At 33.9% G+C, this 22656-nt stretch carries 18 protein-coding genes; 15 read left to right on the forward strand and 3 right to left on the reverse strand.

Annotated elements, in window-relative coordinates:
- The first annotated feature begins 890 nt into the window (after nucleotides 1-890).
- Genes RCJ95_RS06685 through RCJ95_RS06745 form a run of 13 tightly spaced genes read left to right on the forward strand, consistent with a single transcriptional unit; the run spans nucleotide 891 to nucleotide 14755 of the window.
- Complete coding sequence (locus tag RCJ95_RS06685; RefSeq protein ID WP_446722042.1) at nucleotides 891-1412, forward strand: tetratricopeptide repeat protein; 522 nt, start codon at nucleotides 891-893, stop codon at nucleotides 1410-1412.
- On the forward strand, nucleotides 1405-2970 hold the full coding sequence (locus tag RCJ95_RS06690; protein ID WP_446722043.1) for an O-antigen ligase family protein: 1566 nt from the start codon (nucleotides 1405-1407) through the stop codon (nucleotides 2968-2970). Before RCJ95_RS06685 ends, RCJ95_RS06690 begins: the two co-directional genes overlap by 8 nt.
- The gene (locus RCJ95_RS06695) at nucleotides 2954-3880 is read left to right on the forward strand and encodes a Wzz/FepE/Etk N-terminal domain-containing protein (protein WP_446722044.1); all 927 of its coding nucleotides are present in this window, start codon (nucleotides 2954-2956) and stop codon (nucleotides 3878-3880) included. Before RCJ95_RS06690 ends, RCJ95_RS06695 begins: the two co-directional genes overlap by 17 nt.
- 22 nt (nucleotides 3881-3902) lie before the next feature.
- The gene (locus RCJ95_RS06700) at nucleotides 3903-5717 is read left to right on the forward strand and encodes a polysaccharide biosynthesis protein (protein WP_446722045.1); all 1815 of its coding nucleotides are present in this window, start codon (nucleotides 3903-3905) and stop codon (nucleotides 5715-5717) included.
- The gene (locus tag RCJ95_RS06705; RefSeq protein WP_446722046.1) at nucleotides 5714-7021 is read left to right on the forward strand and encodes a lipopolysaccharide biosynthesis protein; all 1308 of its coding nucleotides are present in this window, start codon (nucleotides 5714-5716) and stop codon (nucleotides 7019-7021) included. The genes RCJ95_RS06700 and RCJ95_RS06705 overlap by 4 nt, the downstream gene beginning before the upstream one ends.
- Nucleotides 7022-7035: 14 nt before the next feature.
- Nucleotides 7036-8265, forward strand: a complete 1230-nt coding sequence (locus RCJ95_RS06710; RefSeq protein WP_446722047.1) for an O-antigen ligase family protein — start codon at nucleotides 7036-7038, stop codon at nucleotides 8263-8265.
- Complete coding sequence (locus RCJ95_RS06715) at nucleotides 8262-9158, forward strand: glycosyltransferase family 2 protein (RefSeq protein ID WP_446722048.1); 897 nt, start codon at nucleotides 8262-8264, stop codon at nucleotides 9156-9158. Before RCJ95_RS06710 ends, RCJ95_RS06715 begins: the two co-directional genes overlap by 4 nt.
- Before the next feature lie 16 nt (nucleotides 9159-9174).
- The gene (locus RCJ95_RS06720) at nucleotides 9175-10248 is read left to right on the forward strand and encodes a glycosyltransferase (protein ID WP_446722049.1); all 1074 of its coding nucleotides are present in this window, start codon (nucleotides 9175-9177) and stop codon (nucleotides 10246-10248) included.
- 5 nt (nucleotides 10249-10253) lie between these two features.
- Entirely contained in the window at nucleotides 10254-11375 is a 1122-nt protein-coding gene (locus tag RCJ95_RS06725) for a glycosyltransferase family 4 protein (protein WP_446722050.1), read from the forward strand.
- The gene (gene galE / locus RCJ95_RS06730) at nucleotides 11372-12385 is read left to right on the forward strand and encodes a UDP-glucose 4-epimerase GalE (RefSeq protein WP_446722051.1); all 1014 of its coding nucleotides are present in this window, start codon (nucleotides 11372-11374) and stop codon (nucleotides 12383-12385) included. The genes RCJ95_RS06725 and galE overlap by 4 nt, the downstream gene beginning before the upstream one ends.
- The gene (locus RCJ95_RS06735; protein WP_446722052.1) at nucleotides 12382-12972 is read left to right on the forward strand and encodes a sugar transferase; all 591 of its coding nucleotides are present in this window, start codon (nucleotides 12382-12384) and stop codon (nucleotides 12970-12972) included. The genes galE and RCJ95_RS06735 overlap by 4 nt, the downstream gene beginning before the upstream one ends.
- Nucleotides 12973-12990: 18 nt before the next feature.
- Complete coding sequence (locus RCJ95_RS06740; protein ID WP_446722053.1) at nucleotides 12991-13626, forward strand: acetyltransferase; 636 nt, start codon at nucleotides 12991-12993, stop codon at nucleotides 13624-13626.
- Between the two features lie 25 nt (nucleotides 13627-13651).
- On the forward strand, nucleotides 13652-14755 hold the full coding sequence (locus tag RCJ95_RS06745) for an aminotransferase class I/II-fold pyridoxal phosphate-dependent enzyme (protein ID WP_446722065.1): 1104 nt from the start codon (nucleotides 13652-13654) through the stop codon (nucleotides 14753-14755).
- A gap of 129 nt (nucleotides 14756-14884) precedes the next feature.
- Here the strand turns inward: RCJ95_RS06745 and RCJ95_RS06750 are convergent, their stop codons facing one another.
- Nucleotides 14885-15139, reverse strand: coding sequence for a YjcQ family protein (locus RCJ95_RS06750; RefSeq protein WP_446722054.1), 255 nt, complete (start codon nucleotides 15137-15139; stop codon nucleotides 14885-14887).
- Between the two features lie 372 nt (nucleotides 15140-15511).
- On the opposite strand from RCJ95_RS06750, the gene RCJ95_RS06755 reads away from it, so the two are divergent.
- On the forward strand, nucleotides 15512-17404 hold the full coding sequence (locus RCJ95_RS06755; protein WP_446722055.1) for a stalk domain-containing protein: 1893 nt from the start codon (nucleotides 15512-15514) through the stop codon (nucleotides 17402-17404).
- A 66-nt stretch (nucleotides 17405-17470) separates the two neighbouring features.
- Complete coding sequence (locus RCJ95_RS06760) at nucleotides 17471-19963, forward strand: S-layer homology domain-containing protein (RefSeq protein ID WP_446722056.1); 2493 nt, start codon at nucleotides 17471-17473, stop codon at nucleotides 19961-19963.
- 485 nt (nucleotides 19964-20448) lie between these two features.
- Here RCJ95_RS06760 and RCJ95_RS06765 read toward each other — a convergent pair whose 3' ends face one another.
- Together RCJ95_RS06765 and RCJ95_RS06770 are read right to left on the reverse strand one after the other, a co-directional pair.
- Nucleotides 20449-21705: an HlyD family secretion protein gene (locus tag RCJ95_RS06765; RefSeq protein ID WP_446722057.1), complete on the reverse strand. Its 1257-nt coding sequence runs from the start codon at nucleotides 21703-21705 to the stop codon at nucleotides 20449-20451.
- Nucleotides 21705-22382 (reverse strand): hypothetical protein, encoded by a 678-nt coding sequence (locus RCJ95_RS06770; protein WP_274771581.1) that lies wholly within the window; start codon nucleotides 22380-22382, stop codon nucleotides 21705-21707. The genes RCJ95_RS06765 and RCJ95_RS06770 overlap by 1 nt, the downstream gene beginning before the upstream one ends.
- Nucleotides 22383-22656 lie beyond the last annotated feature (274 nt).

Here is a 22656-nt window from a genome sequence, read left to right on the forward strand (position 1 = left end):
TAAAAAAGACTTTGTGGAATTTTCCGCAAAGTCTTTTTTATATGTAATGTTTAAGTAATGAGAAATTAATATTTCCATACAGTATTATGTTCTGGAACTATTAGATCTATATGTATACTTCCTACTTCTATTTGTTATTAAAAAATTTTAAAAAAGATATGGATTTACTGCTAAAAAGAAACAGCAGCATTTATTGAATCCAATGAAGCATCACATTTGTAAGATTGTTTATGCAAAAATCTATAGCGTTTGATGGTAAAAAAAGCTATTTTATTTAAAAATGCTAAGTTCATAACTCAGAAAGTAAAATAACATTTAAAATTGTGTGATTATTTTTTTGTGGTGAAAGATTCAAAAAAGTTACTGACAATAAAGTTACAGTAAAAGGTTCAACAACAGTCAGTTACTGTAGTTTCTGTAGAATCTGATAAGACATATGTAGTTGTTAAACTTACTACTAGATGTCATTTCATTTCAGGTTTCTATTAAAATGGGTGATAAATTTAGCTATTGTACCATCAACTTTTACACAATAATAATTAAATATAACATTTAAAAGACTTTGTGGATTTATCCATAAAGTCTTTTTTAAATACACTACAATATATTTTTATTGAGTTTAATATAAAATAAACCTTTTGAAGAATGAATAATAAATGGGCAATATATAAAAGGTATCAAAACTAAGAACTTAGATAGAGTGGTTTAATAAATTTTTCTGATAGGATATAAGACTCTAAGAGAAAGATTATTTATAATTTTGATGTATTTATAAATAATATATGGGGTTTTTAATTGATAATTGGTAATGCATCCTACATGTGGTTGTCATTTTATAGTATAATGACCTTATGTGCAAAAATACATAATTCGAGGAGGGTAGACTTACAATGACATTAGTAGAATCCGGAAAAAAATATATTTTGTCAGGTATTGTCGCATTGATAGTTGTTGGACTGATTGTGGCAAATGTTTTAGCAGGTAAACAAGATGAAGAGTTTATGATGTCTGAGTCTTTATATAATCAAGCTTTAGAGTTCCAAGGTAATGGTGATTTAGATAGTGCAGAGTTAATGATTTCAGAAGTTTTAAAGAAGCATCCTCATTCAGAAGTAGCCAATTATGTAGCAGGTCTAATAACTGCTCAAAATGGTAATCTGAAAAAAGCTGCAATATATATGCAAAAGGTATTAGACATTAACCCAAATAAAGTGGAAGATCCAAGGTTCATGATTCAATTGGGTGAAATTTTTGTTGGTGCTGAAAAATTTGAAGAGGCAAAAATAGTATTATTGCGTTGTCAAGAATCACAATGGACATTAGAAGATTTTCCAAATTATCAAGAGCATATTAATACACTATTAGCTCAAATAGAAAATTTACAACTAAAGGAAGGTACGAACAATGAGTAAGTTTTACGAGAAAGTTACCTATCGTGATGTTGAAGAAGATATACAATCCCAAAAATCCGCAGACAAATGGATTTTTGGGTTACTTCTTATAATAATAGGTTTTGTTCCATTAATCGTAATGGCAAGTGTAACAGAAGTACAATCACCGCTGATTACTAATGTAAGTGCACTAACAGGTGGGACAAAGGGTGACCTTTTTACGCACTATAAAGCTTTAACTATTTTAATTATTACTATATTAGCTGTCGTAGTGTTTGTAGCAAAAATTTTATTTATGAACGGTGAGATACGGAAAACAAAATTAAACTATGCAATAGGAGCATTTGCTGTAGCAATTGTGTTATCGACAATTTTTTCACCAAATATTTCTATAGCTTTACATGGCCAATATAACCGAGCAGATGGCGCTATTAGTTGGTTATGTTATTTAGCCTTGTTCTTTATTGCGTTGAATATTGAATATCCTAAAAAGGTATTAAACTACATTTTATATGCATTGTATCCTTTTGTAATTATTAATCTATTCATTATTACTATGAATTTTTATGGTAATGATCTATTACAAAATGCAGTAGTGAAAAAATTAATAATGTTATTCTTGCCTGCAGGTGCAAACATTGGTGAAGGTTCCACTCTGGTTGGTACGTTGAACCAATGGAACTATATGAGTGGAATGTTTGCTATAATGACGGTGTTGTTTATAGCAGCTGCACTTTTTGAAAAAAGTTTAGTAAGAAGCATAGTGCATATAATAATAGCTTTATCATCACTCTCGATTGTCTTTATGTCTTTATCTTCGAGTGGATTTATTACTATAGTTGTGTTATTACCACTGTTAATTTTTTATTTATTTAAAACTGAAGCAACAAAAAAAAGTATTCTACTTTTTTTAACATTTTTAATATTGACCGTTCCAATTTTTCATACTCTTGCTTTACAAGTGCCGAAAGTATGGTATGAAACTATTGGTCTGGTATTTAAATATAATCCATACGATGTCTATGTTGAACCTGGAACTACTTCTTATAAGTTTAATAAAGAAGAAGTTCTAGTAATTACAAAGGCTTATGCTGCTGAAAAATTTGAATTGCCTGTATTGCCGGAGAGGGATACATCAGCAGGGTCAGGACGTTTATACATTTGGAGTAAAAGTATAGATTTGGTAGAGCAGCGTCCACTATTCGGTTATGGACTAGATACATTTATGTATAATTTTCCGCACTTTAGCATTGATGCACGCGCTGGAATGTATGATGAAACTATGATTATAGATAAACCACATAATATGTATATTGGTTGGTTATATGGTACAGGGGTAATAGGTCTTCTGTGCTCACTTGTCATCGTATTTATGACTTTAGTAAATTCATTGAAAGGGGCAATTAATCAAAATCAATCATTTTCTTGGATATTAGGGATAGCTTGGGGAGCTTATTTAATACAATCTTTATTTAATGATAGCTTACCAGGAACTTCAGCGGTAATGTGGGTAATTGCCGGGATTTTGTTAGCGTTGACTTTTAAAAGTAAGGAGCAGCTAAATGGAAGAAACGATTGAATTAAGAAAATTATTAGAGATTGTTTGGAAAGGAAAAGCCTTTATCGCAATAGCGACAATTGTATGTATGCTTTTAGCAGGAATTGTAAGCTGGTACGTATTAGAAGAAAAATATGAATCGAAGGCTATTGTACAAGTTGCAAGCGCTGTCCAAGATACAGGTATTATGTCTAACTATGTAGCGACTGAATTTACACCTGCAATTTATGCACAACGTATTAAGAACAAACCGATTATGCAACAAGCATTAAAAGATGAAGGTGTTGAAGCTAAATATAATGAAAAGAATTTAGTTGCAACAGTTAATGCTGATCCTACTAAAAATTTAGTTGAATTAAAGTTTACATCTAGTTCACCAAAAAAAGCACAGCAACAATTGCAAATTTTAATGGAAGCAACAAAGCAAAAAATGAATGAGTCTGTTCAAAGTACATTACAAAATTTAGAATCTACTTATAAAATGGAAGCTGAAGCTTTAACAAAAGAAATTGAGGTAATTATCGAGCAATATAATAAAATAATACGTGACAACAATCTACCTAAGCTGTTGATATTGCAAACAATCCTAAATACAGAAATGGTTATAAATATTTCAGAGGAACAAGCAGCATCTTTATCAAGTGTTAATGGTAATTTACAAAATAAACTGCTACAGCTACAATCACAAGTTCAAACAAAATCAGAAGAATATCGTAAAACACTTGCTAATTACCAATCAGTTAAAACAGGATTAGATAGCTTCAAACCAGATCCATTCATTCGAGTGATTGCAGAGCCTACTTTACCTGAGGATGCATCTTCTCCAAATAAATTGTTGAATTTAGTTATTGGCTTAGTAATTGGAGTTATGCTTGGGTTGTGTGCAGTTTTTTTTAGACATTATTGGAGAAACAGTACAGTTGTGAAATAGAAATAAGTGAGGGAAGCATTATATGAATTATCGAATGCGTTACATGCTATTTTTTATCATTGACTCTTGTATCGTACTATCAGCGATATATATGAGTTACTGGCTATTACATCCAACAATTAATGGCTATTCAGATAAAGTTATTTTAATAAGTGCTGTAACGTTATTGGTTAGTCATCATATAGCTGCATACTTTTTTCATCTATACGATCGAATATGGAGTGTTGCATCAGTTCGAGAGCTATTAACAATTACATATGCTGTTACAATTTCTATTGTTACAGCTAGTTGTATTCAATATATCATTAAAAATGATGTTTATTTTCGAGTGATGGCAATTACTTGGATGCTTCACATTATTATGATTGGTGGTTCACGCTTTCTATTACGAGTTTTAAATGATCGAGAATCTTTTCGAAATACGGCTAATTTAAAGCGTGTGTTAATCGTTGGTGCAGGACAAGGCGGTATAATGCTTGCTAAGAATTTGCTTCATGCACCTAATCCAGATCGGTTACCAATTGTTTTTGTAGATGATGACCAAAGTAAACAACAGCTTAAAGTGATGAATCTAACAGTAGCTGGCACAACAAAGAATATTCCTAAACTTGTTGCTAACTATGGAATAGATGAAATTATTATTGCTATACCTTCTCTCGGGCGTATTGGTATACAAAGCATTTATAAAGATTGTGCAAAAACAGATCTACCTGTAAAAGTCATGCCGAGCATTGAAGATGTAATGACGGGGAAAGTAGCTGTTAATGAAATGAAAGAGGTTCAGATTGAGGATTTGCTTGGACGTGATGAAGTAAAACTAGATATGATCGCCATTTCTAAAAAACTAACGGACAAAGTGATACTAGTGACAGGTGCGGGAGGATCAATTGGTTCTGAAATTTGCCGACAGGTGATGAGTTTTCGACCTAAAAAACTGATACTATTAGGACATGGCGAAAACTCCATTTATACAATTCATATGGAACTACTACAAAGAAGTACTGGTACAGAATTGATTCCAATTATTGCAGATATTCAGGATAGAGAGAGAATTTTTGAAGTAGTAGAACAATATCAACCAGATGTTATTTACCATGCAGCAGCTCATAAGCATGTCCCATTGATGGAGTATAATCCTCATGAGGCTGTAAAGAATAATATATTTGGGACAAAAAATGTTGCAGAGGCTGCTCATGAATTTGATGTTAACAATTTTGTTATGATTTCTACAGATAAGGCAGTAAACCCACCAAATGTTATGGGGGCTACTAAACGAATAGCAGAAATGGTTGTGCAAAATTTAGCGAAAAAAAGTAAGACAAAGTTTGCAGCTGTAAGATTTGGAAATGTACTAGGCTCACGTGGATCCGTCATCCCTTTATTTAAAAAGCAAATTGTTGCTGGAGGACCGGTAACCGTTACACATCCTGATATGACAAGATACTTTATGACTATACCCGAAGCCTCTCGTTTAGTTTTACAAGCTGGAACATTAGGCGGTAATGGAGAAATTTTTGTACTCGATATGGGTGAACCAGTTAAAATTGTAGACTTAGCTCGAAATTTAATTCAACTATCTGGCTTTAACGAAGATGAGATTAAAATTGAGTTTAGTGGTTTACGACCTGGTGAGAAAATGTATGAGGAATTATTGAATAAAGAAGAGATTCAAAAGGAACATGTTTTTCCAGGCATTCACATAGGTCTTGCATTACCGTTATCTAGTTATTATTTAAATAATTTTTTAGAAGAAATAGCATTATCTATGGATGAATGTACAAAGAAAAAGTTAATAGAAATTGCCAATAATAAATTTATAAAGGAATATCATATATGAAGAGAAATCTATTCTATGTATATGGTGTAAATTTAATTAATGGCATTGCAGGTATAGCCTTTATTCCTTTGGCAGTTAAATCTTTAGGTGCTGAAGGATATGGCATATATTCAATATTTGTTATCCTTTCTTCCTATATATATTTTATAGAAATGGGAGTAGCAAAATATTTTACAAGAACAATAGCTCAGACTGTAGATATCGAAGAACAACGTGATAATATGCAGGTTGCTATTGGGATTTATATACGGATAGCTATTTTACTATTAATTATAACACCAATTCTATCTTTTGTAGTACCAACATTTATTTTTCCTACTAATAGTAATTTTTTTATTAGTGTTATTGTTATTCTAGTATCCTTAGATTATTTGCTTTCTATACCTACAACAATTCTTATAACATTTAATATAGGGAAAGAAAAGTTTGAAAAAGTATCAAAATATAATCTGTTCTCGGGTCTTTCTAAACATTTATTTCTAATTTCTACAGTTGTATTAACACAATCAGTTCTTATTTTAATATGTATAATTTTACTTAGAAGGATTTTTGATATTATATATGCTAAAAAATTATTAGAGCCCTTACCTACGGGAAGTTGGAAACCCAAATATGAAAAAGGCGAATTCAAGAGAATTTTACAGCAATCAACCTTATTATCTGCAGCACAATTAACACAAATCACTATTTTAGCATTAGGAACTTTTCTAATGAATAAAAATTTCTCTTTAAAAGAAGTAGGAATATATAAATCTATGTTTGATTTAGCTACAAAAGTTTGGTTTTTTTCGAATAGTTTAGGAATGGTAGTTTTCCCAAGATTTTCAGCTCTGCTAAAAAATAAAGAGACAAAATTTGAATTACTAAATAAAATTCCCCCTTATCTTAATGTAAGTTGGATAGCTTATAATTTAATGTTTATAATTGCATATTATTTATCACCAATTTTATCTAATTTCTTGATGATTAAGGATTTAAAGCTATTTTTACTGCTGTTATATGGGGTATGCTTAAATGCTCATACAAACCTTAGTTATGAACTTTTACAGGCTGCTTCAAGATTAAAGGAAGTAATTGTAACAAGTTGTTCAACTATTGTTTGTATGATTACCGTTTTCTATTTAGGTCTACCTTCTTTTAATTTCTATTCAATAGGAATAGCTTGGGGGGGGAGTCAATTTATCAATAGTTTTATTATGGATTATTTAGTATTAAAAGAACTCAAGCTGTTAAAACTTTTGACTACTCTAATTGTAAATTTATTTATTTCTATTTTTATTATATTCATATTTTTAGCATTTTAGGGAGGGAAGAATAAATGAAAAAACTAGCTATAGTAATATTTATTTTTTTAGCCCTTAGTGCGGATTTAAAAATAACTCTATTTCCATATATTCATTGGATTACTTGGCTCCTTTTTATTTTTCCTTTTATGATAAGAGGTTTTTTAAAAGAAAAGTTAATTATTAGTCCTATGTTTGGCATTGCTTTTCTTCTAGTAATGCTAGGGGTTTTTGGTAGTTTTTTTCAAGGCGCAGGGATTGAAAATTTTATCCAAAGTATAAAATTATTTTTAATTCTAATAACTATATATTATTTTATATATTATTCTAAACTCGGATGGAATGAAATTAATATTGCTCTTAATTCGGCTATAGTTGTAAACGTTATATTATTAGTTTTAGGATTATTGGGAGCTCAAAGTTTTGCTAGTCTAATGACTAGTGATGGAAGATGGGGAACTGTATTAGCTTTCCCAGGTTCGTTAGTTAAAATAGGTACTTATGGATTTTATTTTAATGTAATGGCTTTGTTGTTGTTGCCTAAAAAACAAAAATTAAAACATTGTTTATTTATATTATTAAGCTTATTTGTAATTTATATGGATGGATCAAGAACAGGTATGTTACTTATTGCTTTAACATCGGTTTTTATAGTGGTATTTTATGTTTTATTTAATTATAGAAATAAACTAAAGGCAATTATATTCCCTTTAATTGTGTTTTTTATACTTACAGTTGGAATTGTAATAGCAATACCTTCTATTTTAAAATCTAGGATTGGCGTTAGTTTTTTAAATTTATTAAACTCACCAACTATTTCAAGCGGGTTAGAATTAGTAGACTCGGCTAGATTTATGATGTTCAAAACTGCTATTCAAAAGATATATGATAATCCTTTTATTGGTACAGGAGCATTCACAACAGTTGGGTATTATGAAGATGGGAGTAGTATGGTTGTTCATAATACTTATTTACAACTATGGGGGGACTTTGGAATATTAGGTTTGTTAGGAATGTGCTTTATTTATCTCGGATGGGTTGCATTTTTACCAAAGATTATGATGAAAATTCAAATAAATAAAAATGAAAAAGAAAATATATTAGTAAGTAGTTCTGTATTGATGTTGCTATACTTTATAGGAAACGGTTTATTCCATCCTTATAGTACCGAATTATCTGAATGGATTACATTTATGTTACCTTTAACATATTGTTACTACTATTATAGAGGATATTTTCAAAGTAGAGGTGAGAATTTAAAATGACAATGCCTTTAAGTATTGTGATTACAACCTATAATCGTGAAGATGAATTATGTAGATGTATTAACTCTATAATTAAACAAGAATATGCAAATTATGAGATTATTATTGTAGATGATCATTCTAGTCTGAACTATAAAGACAACATTTTAAGTAAGTATAAGGATATCAAATATATTTACCAAGAAAAGAATACAGGTCCGGGTATAGCGAGAAATAAAGGCATACAAGAAGCAAGATTTAACCATGTAATTATCATGGATGATGATGATGTATTTGTTGAGGATGCTTTTGAGAAGATAAATACTTTTTTTTATGAGCATAAAGATTTAGATGAACCAGTATATCATTTCTTATGTACCACTACAAAACTAAACGATCACATAGAATATCGGAAGTATAATTTTAAAGAATACTTAGATGGAATAATTACTGGAGACACTGTACATGTAATTAATAAAAAAGTATTTTGTGAAAAATATAATTATGCTTTTCCAGACTCTAAAATTGGTGCGGAATTAATGCTGTGGTACAAGATAATAATTGAACATGGTTATTCAGTAGTTAATAAAGTAATCGTTAAAGTACTGGAAGACGCTAGTAATAGGCTTACAAATGCTAATAAAGAGATTACAAAAGTAGATTTATTTGCACAGTATCAAAGAGATATAATATGTGAGTTTGAGAAAGATATTCTGCAAGTAGGAAATATAAATCATTTACTTACAAAATATAGAGGGGCAATTGTATATTCCCTACTAGAAGGAAATAGAAAATCAGCAATGGAATACATGGTAAAATCTTTAAAATATTCTAAGAAGCAGTTTGCTTTCTTTCCTCTTTTTGTATTACCTAAAAAGTATATTGCTAGAATGTTGCGTAAATATAGAAATTAAAGTAGGGATATTTCTTATGAAAGTACTACATGTTATAACTACATTAAATAGTGGTGGCGCTGAGAAAATGTTAGTGGACATTGTAAACGAAATGAAGATACAAGGTATTTCTTGTGAGGTAGCAGTATTAACAAAGACACAAAATTTCTTCGGAAAACAATTTGAAAAACTTAATATCCCTGTTTATTATGGTCCTACATCTAAAGTATACTCCATTAAAAATATTTTTTGGTTAAAAAATTTAATTACTAAACAAAATTATAATTGTATTCATACACACTTATTTGCATCCCAGTTATTTATGCCTATTGCTTTAAAACTAACAAACAAACAAGTACAGTTAATAACAACTGAACACAGCACGCATAATAAAAGAAGAGAAAAAAAAGTTTTGTATTGGTTAGATTATTGGCTTTATCTTCAGTATGACAAAATAATAGCTATTACAAAAGATACTAAAAAAAATCTGAATGATTATCTATCAAATACAGTAAATAAAACAGTAGTAATAGAAAATGGTATAGATGTATTACAGTATTCTAAATCTACTGCTATTGATAAACATCAGTTATCACCTAAAATAGCTGACAATGAAAAATTAATACTAATGGTTGCTGCCATGCGAGACCAAAAAGACCATGAAACCTTGATAAGAGCAAGTAAACTTTTACCATCTAGCTATCGAGTGATTTTTGTTGGTGATGGAGAACGTATGGAGCAAGTTAAGCAATACGCTTTAAAATACGGAAGTAATACCATTCTATTTTTAGGTAGACGGACTGATGTACCAGCTATTATGAAAGCCTCTGATGTTTTTGTACTTTCCTCCAAATGGGAAGGTTTTGGGTTAGTGGCTGTTGAAGCTGCAGCTACTGGTTTACCTGTTGTTGCTTCTGATGTAGAGGGTTTAAGAGAGGTAGTGAATACGATCGGTGGGCAAGTTTTCGAACCATTTAATGAAGAGGAGTTAGCTAAGAAAATTATAGAAGCTATAAATAACGAAAAAGGTGACTATAACGTTTCAAACTACGCAATTCAAACCACAGTTCAAAAATATATAAATATATATAAAGAAAGATTAAAGGAATGAAGAAGATGAACATACTTTTTGTTGCTTCTGTATACCGTCACATTACAGCATTTCATATTCCTTATATACAATATTTTCAAAAGAAGGGCTATTCAGTGTATGCAGCAGGTACTGGAGACGAAGATAAAAAGAACTTAGAAAAAATTAATGTAACTTGTATTGATATTCCATTTTCAAGAAGCCCATTAAACTTTCAAAATATTGCGGCCTATAAACAACTTCAGCAGTTGTTCTTAAATGAGAAGTTTGATTTAGTACATGTGCATACACCTGTTGCAGCATTATTAACAAGAGCAGCTTTTCGTAAAAACAAACATGGGAAAATGGTTTATACTGCACATGGATTTCATTTTTTTTCAGGTGCACCAATGTTAAACTGGCTCATTTATTATCCAGTAGAAAAATTAGCTGCGAAGTGGACAGATCATTTAATTACGATTAATGAAGAAGATTTTAAAAATGCTCAAAAATTATTGCCGAAAGAAAAAATCTCTCTTGTCCATGGTGTAGGTGTAGAAACTGTACAGCATTGTCTAACGGATGAAGAAAAGCAGAAATTAAGAGCCACATTAGACTTAGATAATAATGCTATAACTATTGCCTACATAGCTGAGTTAAATGAAAATAAAAATCATCAATTTTTACTTAGAAACTGGCGAAAAATTAAAGCTAATACTCCACAGTTTGAACTCTTAATTATTGGGACAGGTGACAAGGAGCGTCAATTAAAGGATTTTGTAGTTAATGAACAGCTTGAAGGCATTCATTTTTTAGGCTACCGAAGAGATGTACCAGCCTTATTAAAAGTATCAGATGTAGTAGCATTACTTTCTTATCGTGAAGGGTTGCCTAAAAGTATAATGGAGGCAATGGTTGAATCAATTCCATGCATCGTAACAAATACGCGTGGTTTAAGAGATTTAGTTAAATCAAATGACAGCGGCTTTGTTGTAAATCATAGCGATGATACAGAATTAGTCAAAGCCTTTAATGAACTTAGTCACAAATCATTAAGAAAGAAGATGGGGTTACGTTCGAAGCAGCTTATAGAGCCGTTTTTATTAGATAATGTCATTGAAGAGTATACAACTATTTACAGTCAATTAGTAAAGCAGGTGAAGAGATGACAATTTTGGTAACTGGTGGATTAGGGTTTATAGGGAGCCATACAATAGTTGAACTAATAGAGCAAGGAAATGACTGCTTAATTATCGACAATTTATCCAAATCGTCTGTAGAAGTAGTTCAAAGAATAGAAACGGTTGTACAAAAAAAAGTACCTTTTCTACAAGTAGAGATGTTAGATAAAGAGGCTTTAAGAGATGTCTTTATGGTATATAATATTTCGTCAGTTATTCATTTCGCAGGATATAAATCAGTTGGTGAGTCAATAGAGAGACCGCTCTTGTATTACCAAAACAATATTATTAGCACACTAAATCTATTAGATATAATGCAAGAATTCAAGGTGAAAAAACTTGTTTTTAGCTCTTCAGCAACTGTATATGGTGACGAAAATTGGCCACCTTTAAAAGAGGACTTACCACTCTCTGCACCGAATCCTTATGGCCGTACGAAGCTTATGCTTGAAGAAATATTATGTGATTTTGTTGCAGCCAATTTTGGTTGGAGTGTTGCATTAATGCGGTACTTTAATCCAATCGGTGCTCATAAAAGCGGCAAACTAGGAGAATTACCATTTGGTGTACCTAATAATTTAATGCCTCATATATTAAAAGTGGCTAGTGGAGAGAAGAATAGTTTAAAAATATTTGGTGGAGATTATGATACTAAAGATGGTAGTTGTATTCGAGATTTTATTCATATAATGGATTTAGCGGATGGACATGTGAAAGCATTGGAGTATATTGAGAAAAACTTGGGTTGTGAGGCATTTAATCTTGGTACAGGTAGGGGTTATTCAGTTTTAAATCTAATTCATACTTTTGAAAAAGTAACAGGTGAAAAGGTTCCTTATGAAATAGTCGATCGTCGAGAAGGAGATATTGTTGTCAGCATAGCAGATGTACAGAAGGCTGAAACTGCTCTAGGATGGAAAGCCAAGTATCATCTAGAGGATATGTGTAAAGATTCGTGGAGATGGTATCAAACAAGAGGGGCACTTAGTGTAAAATGAAAAGAATTTTCGATTTTATGGCGAGTTTTTGTATGATTTTTGTTTTAAGTTTTGTGATACTTGTTACATGGCTTCTAGTCCGATTGAACTTGGGCTCCCCAGCAATCTTTAAACAACCTCGCCCTGGTTTAAACGGTGAGGTGTTTTATGTTTATAAATTCCGTACTATGACTGATGAGCGAAGTGAAAATGGTGAATTACTACCAGATTCTGAACGTTTGACACCATTTGGTAAATTATTGAGGAAATTAAGCTTAGATGAACTACCTCAATTATTGAATGTACTAAAAGGAGATATGAGCTTTGTTGGTCCACGTCCACTTTTAGTGGAATATTTACCATTATACAATGAAAGGCAAGCTCAAAGACACAAAATTCGTCCAGGAATTACAGGATGGGCTCAAGTAAATGGTCGCAATGCAATCTCATGGGAGCAGAAGTTCGAGTATGATGTATGGTATGTAGAAAATCAATCTTTCTGGTTAGATATGAAAATCTTATTTTTGACCGCGAAAAAGGTGTTTGTTAGCGAAGGTATTTCGCAAGAAGGTCAAGCGACAATGGAGAAATTTACTGGTTCTAAATAAATGGGAGGCATGTAAAAAGTGAAGTATATTTTAATAGGAGATAGTGGTCATGGGAAAGTTATAGAGGACTGCATTCGTGCAAATGGTCATCAAGTTATAGCAAAATTAGATGATAAATATCAATCGATCTTTCAAGAAGATATCTATACAAAAGGACCAATTTCTGCAGTTGAAAATATACTTGATGAAGAAACAAAAGTCGTTATTTCCATTGGCCATAATCAGATTAGAAAAAAAATTGTAGAACGATTACAGTTAACATCAGCATGTTACGGTACTGTAGTTCATCCAAGGGCTATTGTTAGCTCATCTTCTACCATTGCTAATGGTACAGTAGTTATGCCAAATGTAGTAATTAATGCAGATTGTATAGTCGGAAATCACGTTATTTTAAATACAAGTTGCATTATTGAACATGATTGTATTGTACATGATTTTGCACATATATCTCCAAGTGCAGTATTAACGGGTGGGGTTTCGGTAGATGAGGGTACACAAATAGGAGCACGTTCTTCTGTTAATCCATCAATACAAATTGGTAAATGGACTACAATTGGTGCAGGAAGTGCTGTTATTAACGATATCCCTGATTATGTAACAGCAGTTGGAGTGCCTGCTAAGATAATAAAAGAAAGAAGGACTTTTGGTGAATAATCGTATACTACTTTCTTCTCCACATATGGGTGGAACTGAGCAAAAGTATATTCAAGAGGCATTTGATACCAATTGGATCGCACCACTTGGAGCAAATGTCGATGGTTTTGAGCAAGAATTAGCTACATATGTAAATGCAAAAGCAGCTTCCGCAACAAGCTCAGGCACAGGAGCAATTCACCTTGCGTTAGATATATTGGGTGTTCAAGCTGGTGATACAGTATTTTGTTCAACACTTACGTTTATCGCTAGTGCCAATCCAATTCTTTATTTAGGTGCGACACCAGTCTTTATCGATTCAGAGGAATCTACATGGAATATGTCGCCACAGGCACTTGGACGAGCATTAAATAAAGCAAAAGAAAATGATACATTGCCTAAAGCTGTGATTATCGTAAATTTATATGGCCAATGTGCACGTATGGACGAGTTAATGGCAATATGTAACGAATATGATGTTCCAATTATAGAAGATGCGGCAGAATCATTAGGTTCTTTATATAAAGGAAAGTATAGTGGTACATTTGGTAAATTAGGTATATATTCTTTTAATGGAAATAAAATCATTACTACTTCTGGTGGTGGTATGCTTGTCTCAGAAGATGAACAGTTGATAACGCATTCACGCTTTTTAGCAACCCAAGCACGTGATGCAGCCAAACATTATCAACACAGTGTTGTTGGCTATAACTACCGAATGAGTAATGTTGTCGCAGGGATAGGTCGTGGACAGCTTGAAGTGTTAGATCAACGTATTACGCAAAAACGTGAAATATTTAACCGCTATGAAAAAGCTTTCTCTAGTGTTGATGGGATTATGATGATGCCAGAACTAGAAGGTACCTTTTCTAATCGCTGGCTATCAACAATGACATTGAATACTGAGAAAGTCAAAATAACACCCTATGAATTAATTGATTTACTTGCTAAAGCAAATATTGAAGCGCGCCCTGTATGGAAACCGCTCCATATGCAACCGTTATTTGCTGAATGTGATTTCTACCCTCATAGTGAAGATCAAATTGTAAGTGAAGAATTATTTGCTAATGGAATTTGTTTACCATCAGATACTAAAATGACTATTGAAGAGCAGCAAAAAGTTATTGATGTTATTTTAACTGCTATTTAAAACTCTTTTACTATAAATAGCGTCTCTTTTATACTTAGAGACGCTATTTGTTATTTATATTTAAAAACTATAGGAGCAAAAAGTAACCCATGGGATGTATAGATCTTCTATAAATATCAATTTAAAGCATTATAAAGATGAGATTTTCTTACTATTGTTCATGTAATTTTGCCCCTTTAATTCAATCTTAACATCTTGAAGAGCAACTACTGCTACTCTATTCTCTAACCCCACACGAGAAATTTTTGCTCCAGAAATAAGACCTTCATGTTGCATTTCTTCCACTATCTCTCCGAACGTATCTTTATCTATATCAAAATCGTAAAATTTAGGTTCTTCATGATTATATATTCCTTCTAAAATATGTAAAGTAATATTATCCATACTGTAAGTCCTCCAATCTTAAGATTCAGTATAAATGATGAAGAAAAGCCTGTCACATTATGTCATCTAAGAAATTAACTTTTTCAAAAAGTGTTTAACAGTTTTGTAACTTTTTTATTCGATAATAAGTCTACTTTAAAGAAAAGTTTGGGGTACTTATAAAAAATAAACAATTCATGCCTAGAACCAAAAGAGTTTTATAGAAATTGTTCGTGCAAATTGGAAAAACCCCTTTCTTTATATGAAGCTTTCGAAGGAGAAAGGCTAGCACTCTAGTACCGAATTCTACTCTTTTCGATATAAATCCCACATTTTAGGGGTTTTTCGTGTTAAGATGATAAAGACTATTGTAAGAGGAAAAAGGAGATTAAGATGTTTAAGAAACTAAGGACTACATGTATTGTATCAGCAGTTGCGTTGGCTACGATTTTGCCAGGACAAGGGTCTGCATCAGCTACTAGTAATAATGGAATTCAGATAAAAAACAATGTTTCGATTACGATTAATGGAGAGACGATTCAAGTCAACGATCCTATTTTAAATAAATCGGATTTCTTATTATTACCAATGCGTGCATTGTATGAAGCGGTTGGTGCAAGTGTGGATTGGGATAAGGAAACGTTGACGGCATCGGCAATTCGCAATGGTAAGATGGTTGATTTAACGATCGATTCGATGACTGCTTTAATAGACGGAGAAGAGGTTGCAATGGATGTTGCGCCATTTATGTATAAAGATCGTACCTACATGCCATTACGTTTCGTCAGCGAAAACTTTGATGGTGTTGTAAATTGGGATGAGGCTACCCAATCAGTAGATATTACATTATCAGATGAAACAACAGCACCACCGCAGGAAGACCCATATATCTTACATATCAATAACAAGCGTATTGTCATGAAAGATCCGATTGTTTCAAAGGATGGAAGAACCTATTTACCTGCTAGCTATATTTATGATTATTTAGATGATTCATCTGGTACTTGGCAACCTGATGGTTCTTTTGAATTGTTAATTGGTGGGATGAGCTTTATTTTCAATGATAATAGCAATCAGGCTTTGGTTAATAACGAAGCAGTGACAATGATCGAAAAGCCATTTATACAAAAGGGCAAAATGTACATTCCTGCTAAGTTTCTTGTGGATGCACTAGGCGGAAATTTACGTTATATCACAGAGAAAAAAGAAATGTATATTTATGTTTACCGTTATATGTTCACAAGCCCCTTCCTTGATAAATCATATGGCACGACGTCATCACCCGAGGCTGTTCCTTCTGCTCGTTTAGAGGGGGATCGTGATTTATTTATTAGTGATAATCCTGAAACGTTAACACGTAAGCTTGTACCAATGAATAATGCTACGCTCGCACAATATGATGTGAAACCAACTGCGGCAACGAATAAGCATCGCATCTTTGGCTGGCATTACAACACATTAGGTACGGATGTCAATCTTGGGATTACCGTTCAAAACAAGTCAACGACAGAGAGCATTAAAGTAACTGACTCGAAGGGCATTAGCCAAAAAACGGGTAATAGCTGGGTAGGTCATGACCTTGGCTTGACAATTGCGGACGCTACTTTAAATAACAAGCTTCAAAAATCAGAAAGTAGTGGTATTGTCATTGCACCAGGGGAAACAAAGGTCATTGAAACATACGATTTACACTATGATTATATTATCGGTTTTTTACATGATTTAGATATTCAAGCAGTCAATGGTGGAAAGCCAGAGTATACGATTCGTACAGTGCTTTCGAAAGATAATACAGATTTAACAACTATCCAATCGGAACAGGTTGCGGTTGATGAGTATGCGAAGCATCCAAGGGGTGCGTGGCCTAGTGCGACAATTCTAGCAGAGCTACCAGCCTATACAGTAGATACTCCTGAGGTAGGCTATAACATTTCTAATGGCCGTACAGACCATTTACAAACGGCTGAAAATTCATTTTCTCAAATCAATGGTGCTGTAGGAAACCCAGGTCACTTCGGTATGAACTATAAAGTATCCATTCCTGTTGTCAATCCAACAGGCTCTACAAAAACGATTAAGCTGAAGTTGGCTGGTCGAGGAGGATTATACAGCGGAGCGATTAAGGTGAATGGCAAAGTGTATTTAGTGCCTTCTTTAAGAGTTGGGGCAGAGTATGTTGAATTACCAGATTTCAAGATGAAGGGTTCAAAAGAAACGATTGAATTAGAACTAATACATGCTGGTGGTGTCAACCTTCCAGTAGCGATTTACGTAGAAACAAAATAAAAAAGTCACTGGCACGGGTCATGTGACATGGTACGTGCCATACTTTGAATTAATTCGGAGTGAAAAATGGCAAGAAAACTAATAACGATTATTGTAGTCCTTTTCATGCTTACACTAACAGTTAGCCCTATCAATGGACAAGCTGCTGGTTTAGGCAATAAAGTCAGTGAAGTTAAAACAGAGGTTTCACCACAGGTAATACATTCACAGCAAAACTATACGTCAGGTTCGATACGTCAGTTTGTAAATGTTTTAGATGTCAATTTAAATAATACATATACAAAACTAGAAATTGGTATGCCCAATCCTATTAATTCATTAAAAACAACATCAGCGATGGCCAAGCAAAACACATATGATGGGCATCGTGTTGTTGGGGCTGTCAATGCCTCTTACTTTTTAGGAAATGGTATGCCTGCGAACTTGTTAGCAGAAAATAATGAAATTGTGAACTATGGTATTTTGGGAGATACATATGATAGCCCAACACAAAAGCCAGTTGCATTTGGTTTATCGAAATCAGGGAAAGCGATTGCAGACTATTATTCTACGAATCTAACTTTCCAAGTGAATGGCAAAAGCTATCCTATCGATCTTATTAATAGTGAACGAGGAACAAATAAAAACGTTTTATATACACCGGAAAAAAGATCAACAGGGACAAATACATGGGGTGTAGAACTCGTTGTGTCGGGCGCTAGTCAAGATACAAGCACCTTGCATTTTGGTGACCAGTTCTCTGGTACAGTATCTCATGTAACAGCATATGGAGCAGAAGGTAACTCTTCTGTACCAGCAGATGGCTTTGTTATCTCTGTCCAAAATAAAGAGTTAGCCGCTGAATTAAGTAGCATTACAGCAGGTACAAGCGTGGATGTCAGCTTATCGATCGATCAAAAATGGATGGATGCACAGTTCATCTTAGCTGCTGGACCAATGCTTGTGCGTAACGGCAAAGTGGATATTTCTATGCCAACGAATTCAGGGTTTGCTTCTACACGTAGTCCACGTACAGCAGTAGCTATAGATGCTACAGGTACAAAGGTATCTCTTGTAACGATTGATGGACGCATAAGTGGTCATAGTAATGGTGTTAATTTATCAGATTTAGCTGCTCATTTAATTTCAGTGGGTGCTTCTTCGGCTATTAACCTAGATGGAGGCGGCTCTACAGCAATGGTGGCGCGTAATCCAGGAGGTTATTTCGCTAATCTAGTGAATAGACCGTCAGAGGGAAGTGAACGTCGTGTATCTGCCATTTTACAGGTAGTGAATACAGCGCCACCAGGGAAAGTAAAATCAATTACGTTAAGTAGTGTTGGTCAGGTAATGAAAGGATCTTCTGTAGATATGCAAGTTGCAAGTGCCTATGATCAATACTTGAATCCAATGACCATCAACCCAGCAAATATGAACTGGACAGTTGAAGGAAATATCGGCAAAATGGACGGTGCAACCTTCACAGCAACACAAAAGGGTGAAGGAAAAATTATTGGCGAGTATGAAGGAATTCGTACGTCTACAGCTGTGAAAGTAGTAGATCTAGCAGAGAAACCAATTGTACTAGATAGCTTTGATAATACTTCTTCTTGGACAACAGAAACAGCGAAAGCCAATGCTTCATTAGCAAGCTCTAAAGAGTATGCTAGACAGGGGACTGCTAGCTTACAATTAAACTATGATTTCACAACTAGTGGCACAGGCACAAAAGCTGCCTATATGGTTGCGAAAACACCAATTGCTATTTCAGGGCAGCCTAAAAATATCGGTCTTTGGGTATTTGGCGATGCTGGTAAGCATTGGCTAAGAGGCGTTGTGATTGATGGTGCTGGAGCGAAGCATACAATTGATTTCACAAGTCAGGGCGGTTTAGACTGGAGTGGTTGGAAATACGTGACGGCAGATATTCCAAGTGATCTACCACAGCCACTAAAATTCGAACGTCTGTATGTTGCTCAGCCAACAGCTTCTCTTCAAAAGAAAGGACAGCTGTATTTCGATCAATTACAAGCAGTATATAAAGACAATCATGTGGAATTAGTTTATACAGATGTAACAAAAGGGCATTGGGCATTTTCCGAAATCCAAAGCTTATACGATCAATCTCTTATTAAAGGATACTCAAATGGAACGTTCAAACCTGAGGCATCCATTACACGTGCCGAGGCAGCTACGATCATAGCTAGAGCTTTAAATCTAACTACAACGAAGGATTCTAGCTTTAAAGATGTGAGTAAGAGCCATTATGCATACAGTGCCATTGCCGCAGTTGAGCAGGCGGGCATTATTAAAGGGCAAGAGGCAGGGAAGTTTAATCCAAACGGACAGCTTTCACGTGCAGAAATGTCTGCCATTTTAACAAGAGCCTATAAATTAACAGGTACAAGCAAAGTAAGCTTCTCAGATGTTAAATCAACACATTGGGCATACAGCCATATCCAAGCACTTGTCGCAAATGATTTAACTGGCGGCTTCCCAGATAACACATTTAGACCCGATGCACAAATTACACGTGCCCAATTTGCAAGCTTCTTAAATAGATGTTTATCATTAAAATAAAGAAGACAAATCCTCTGTAACAGCTACAGAGGATTCTTTATGTTGTCTTGCAAAACAAAACAATTAACAGAATTTTTGTGGAAGGTGAAGTGGATATTCGTTGCTTGCTTACCTGTGGGCTAGCGATAAGCACAACAACCCACAACTTTTTATAAAGGTTTTCACTAATCATTTTATTGAGGAGTGCTGTCACTCAACATTTCTCCACATTTTTCACTACTGTTAGTATGAAAGAAAAGGAAAAGACACCTTTTCAGAGAGGTTGATTGGAGTGGAGTCAGCGTCACTCCTAGGGGATTTAGCGTCACAGATGAGACCTTGGAGTGAACGTAAGTGAGTGAAGCGGCTCATCGGACGCCCCATGGAAAGGACGCTGGCGGAACGGAAATCAACCCATCGCTCGCTTTGCTAAATGATTTTTTAGTGTTATCTTCTTTTCTAACAAAAAATCCGCCTTGTCCATAAAAAGACGAGGCGGATTTAGATTAGAAAACGATATATTTCACATATTGCTTCCAAGTTAGCTCTTTAAAATGGCTCCATTGGATTTTCTCAACAGGTAATGTTCTGAAGGTATAGGCTTCGAGATTACGTTTCTCATTCGAGAGCATTGGCGTACCTTCATCAAGATCATCCATAAAAATAGCTGACTTAGCCGTTTTAAATTGTACATTGACATCAATTAGCTGTATTTTACCGTCCTGATTGATGATATACAGCTTTTTGTTCCCTTTTTTAGCTGTGGTTAGCCACGATTTATCAACTTTATAAGAATCGAATGCTTCGTTGACAATAATAGAGGCCTTACCAGTTGTCGAAAATGGGATGTCCTCGAGTGGGGCATCCTGCTGTAAGGTTACTTCATAATTAGTTGGTTGTGGCAAGGCAGCCGTTTTGGCTAGCTCATTTGCCCAAACTGTCTGATCGTCAGTAGCAATCGTTTGTTTTTCTAATACGATGCCAGATAGATCATCCTTGACATGTTTCACCTTGAAATCTACAGTTTGTCCTTCCTCCACCTTTCGCCATTCCTTTTCTGATAAATAGGCATACATTGCTTTTTCATTCGAATAGATTTCAAAAGTTAGCGCACCAGCTTCTTCCTTAATCGCTGCCACCACACCATCAATAGGGCTGATAATTCCCTGACGAGATTGAATTTGTGTAATTTGGGCTTCAAGTAACGCAATTTGGCGATTTGTTTCAGCAATATGTCGATTTAACAGGGCAACTGCTGTAGATGCCGAATTTTGTTGAGCAAGCTCTAATTTTAGCGTTACAGATAGCTTGTCATTGATTTGATCCGTATTAATGGAGCTTTTTGGATTAGAATCGTCTCCATATTCATCCTCAATTTGATCAAGTGCATCCTGTAAATCTTGTAATTCTGTTTCATAGGCTGTGCGTTCAGATTCAAGCTTTGTTAACTCCTCATCCACCTCATCCGTTTTATAGGTAGCAAGTACATCATTCATCATCACTTCTTGGCCACGCTTTACATTCACAGCTGATAAGTTAGTTGCATCAGCAGTAATCGTGTATGTCTCAGCAGGTGCTACAATGGTTTCTTTATGAACACGCTCTGTATTCGTGCCGATATAAGCTTTTTGAAATTCATCGATAAAGTAGGATCGTGTCACGTTGCTATTATCTTTAAAGACAAAATAAGCATTTATGCCGATTACTAGCAATGCTAACACGATGGTCGTAGTTGTCCATGGTCTTGTTTTGATAAATGCCATCATCCTAACCCCCTAGCAATCCATTCTTTAATTGGTAGTACACTGATCAAGCCAACAAAAAGGGCCATAAATAGCTGTACACCAATCAATTTGACTACTAACATTTTTCTACTAGCCTCTTCCTCCCATTTTGATAGGAAGAGATACTGTACAATAATGATTAAAACAGTTGTTACCGTCAATTGATTGAGGGTAAATAACACGAAATCTGTTTCAATCACCTGTAAGGCAGCAGGAGCTAAGGAGAAGAAAGAAAACATGGTTGTATAGCCTACTGCATAGAAAACAGCAAAGAGGATTGCTTTTTCAATTAATAGAAAGGCTACAACATAAAGCTGTACTCTTTTTATCCAAGTATAAGGAATGTCCGTTAATAGATGTAAAAGATAGGTAACACCATAATAGTGGAAGCCAAAATAGACGATTGCCCATAAAACGGCACCAAGCATCGAAAGTATACGTGCTACATAGTATTCATTTTGTAAATCCTTTGCGAATAAGGACGTTAAATTTTCTGTCCCCATTCCCCAATATTCGCGAGCAGCAAACAACAGGATGAAAAGAATGAACACCGTTAATACTCTTTTTTTATATCCGATGACCTCGCCTTCCTCTACGATGCTAGTAAAGTAGGTAGGATTTTTTAAGCTATGCCAGAACTTATAATGGTAAAACATAAAACAGCGTCCTTTCTTCCAAAATAGGATATCAAAGTTGTAGTATACACCTTGTAAAGATATTATGACATATGAAAATAGCTGTTTTTTTCCAATAAATTCATTGAAAAAACATAATCTCTTATTATATGTCAATTGGTGAAAACCTTATATAACACCATTGTATAGTATAATTGAAATAACTTCCTGTTTTTCTAGCTAGTAATTTAGAAAAATTACTTTTGATATGTCTCATTTTGTAAATATATTAGAATGGCTTGAAATCAAGCAATTT

The organism is Lysinibacillus sp. BSL11 (genome assembly GCF_052928325.1).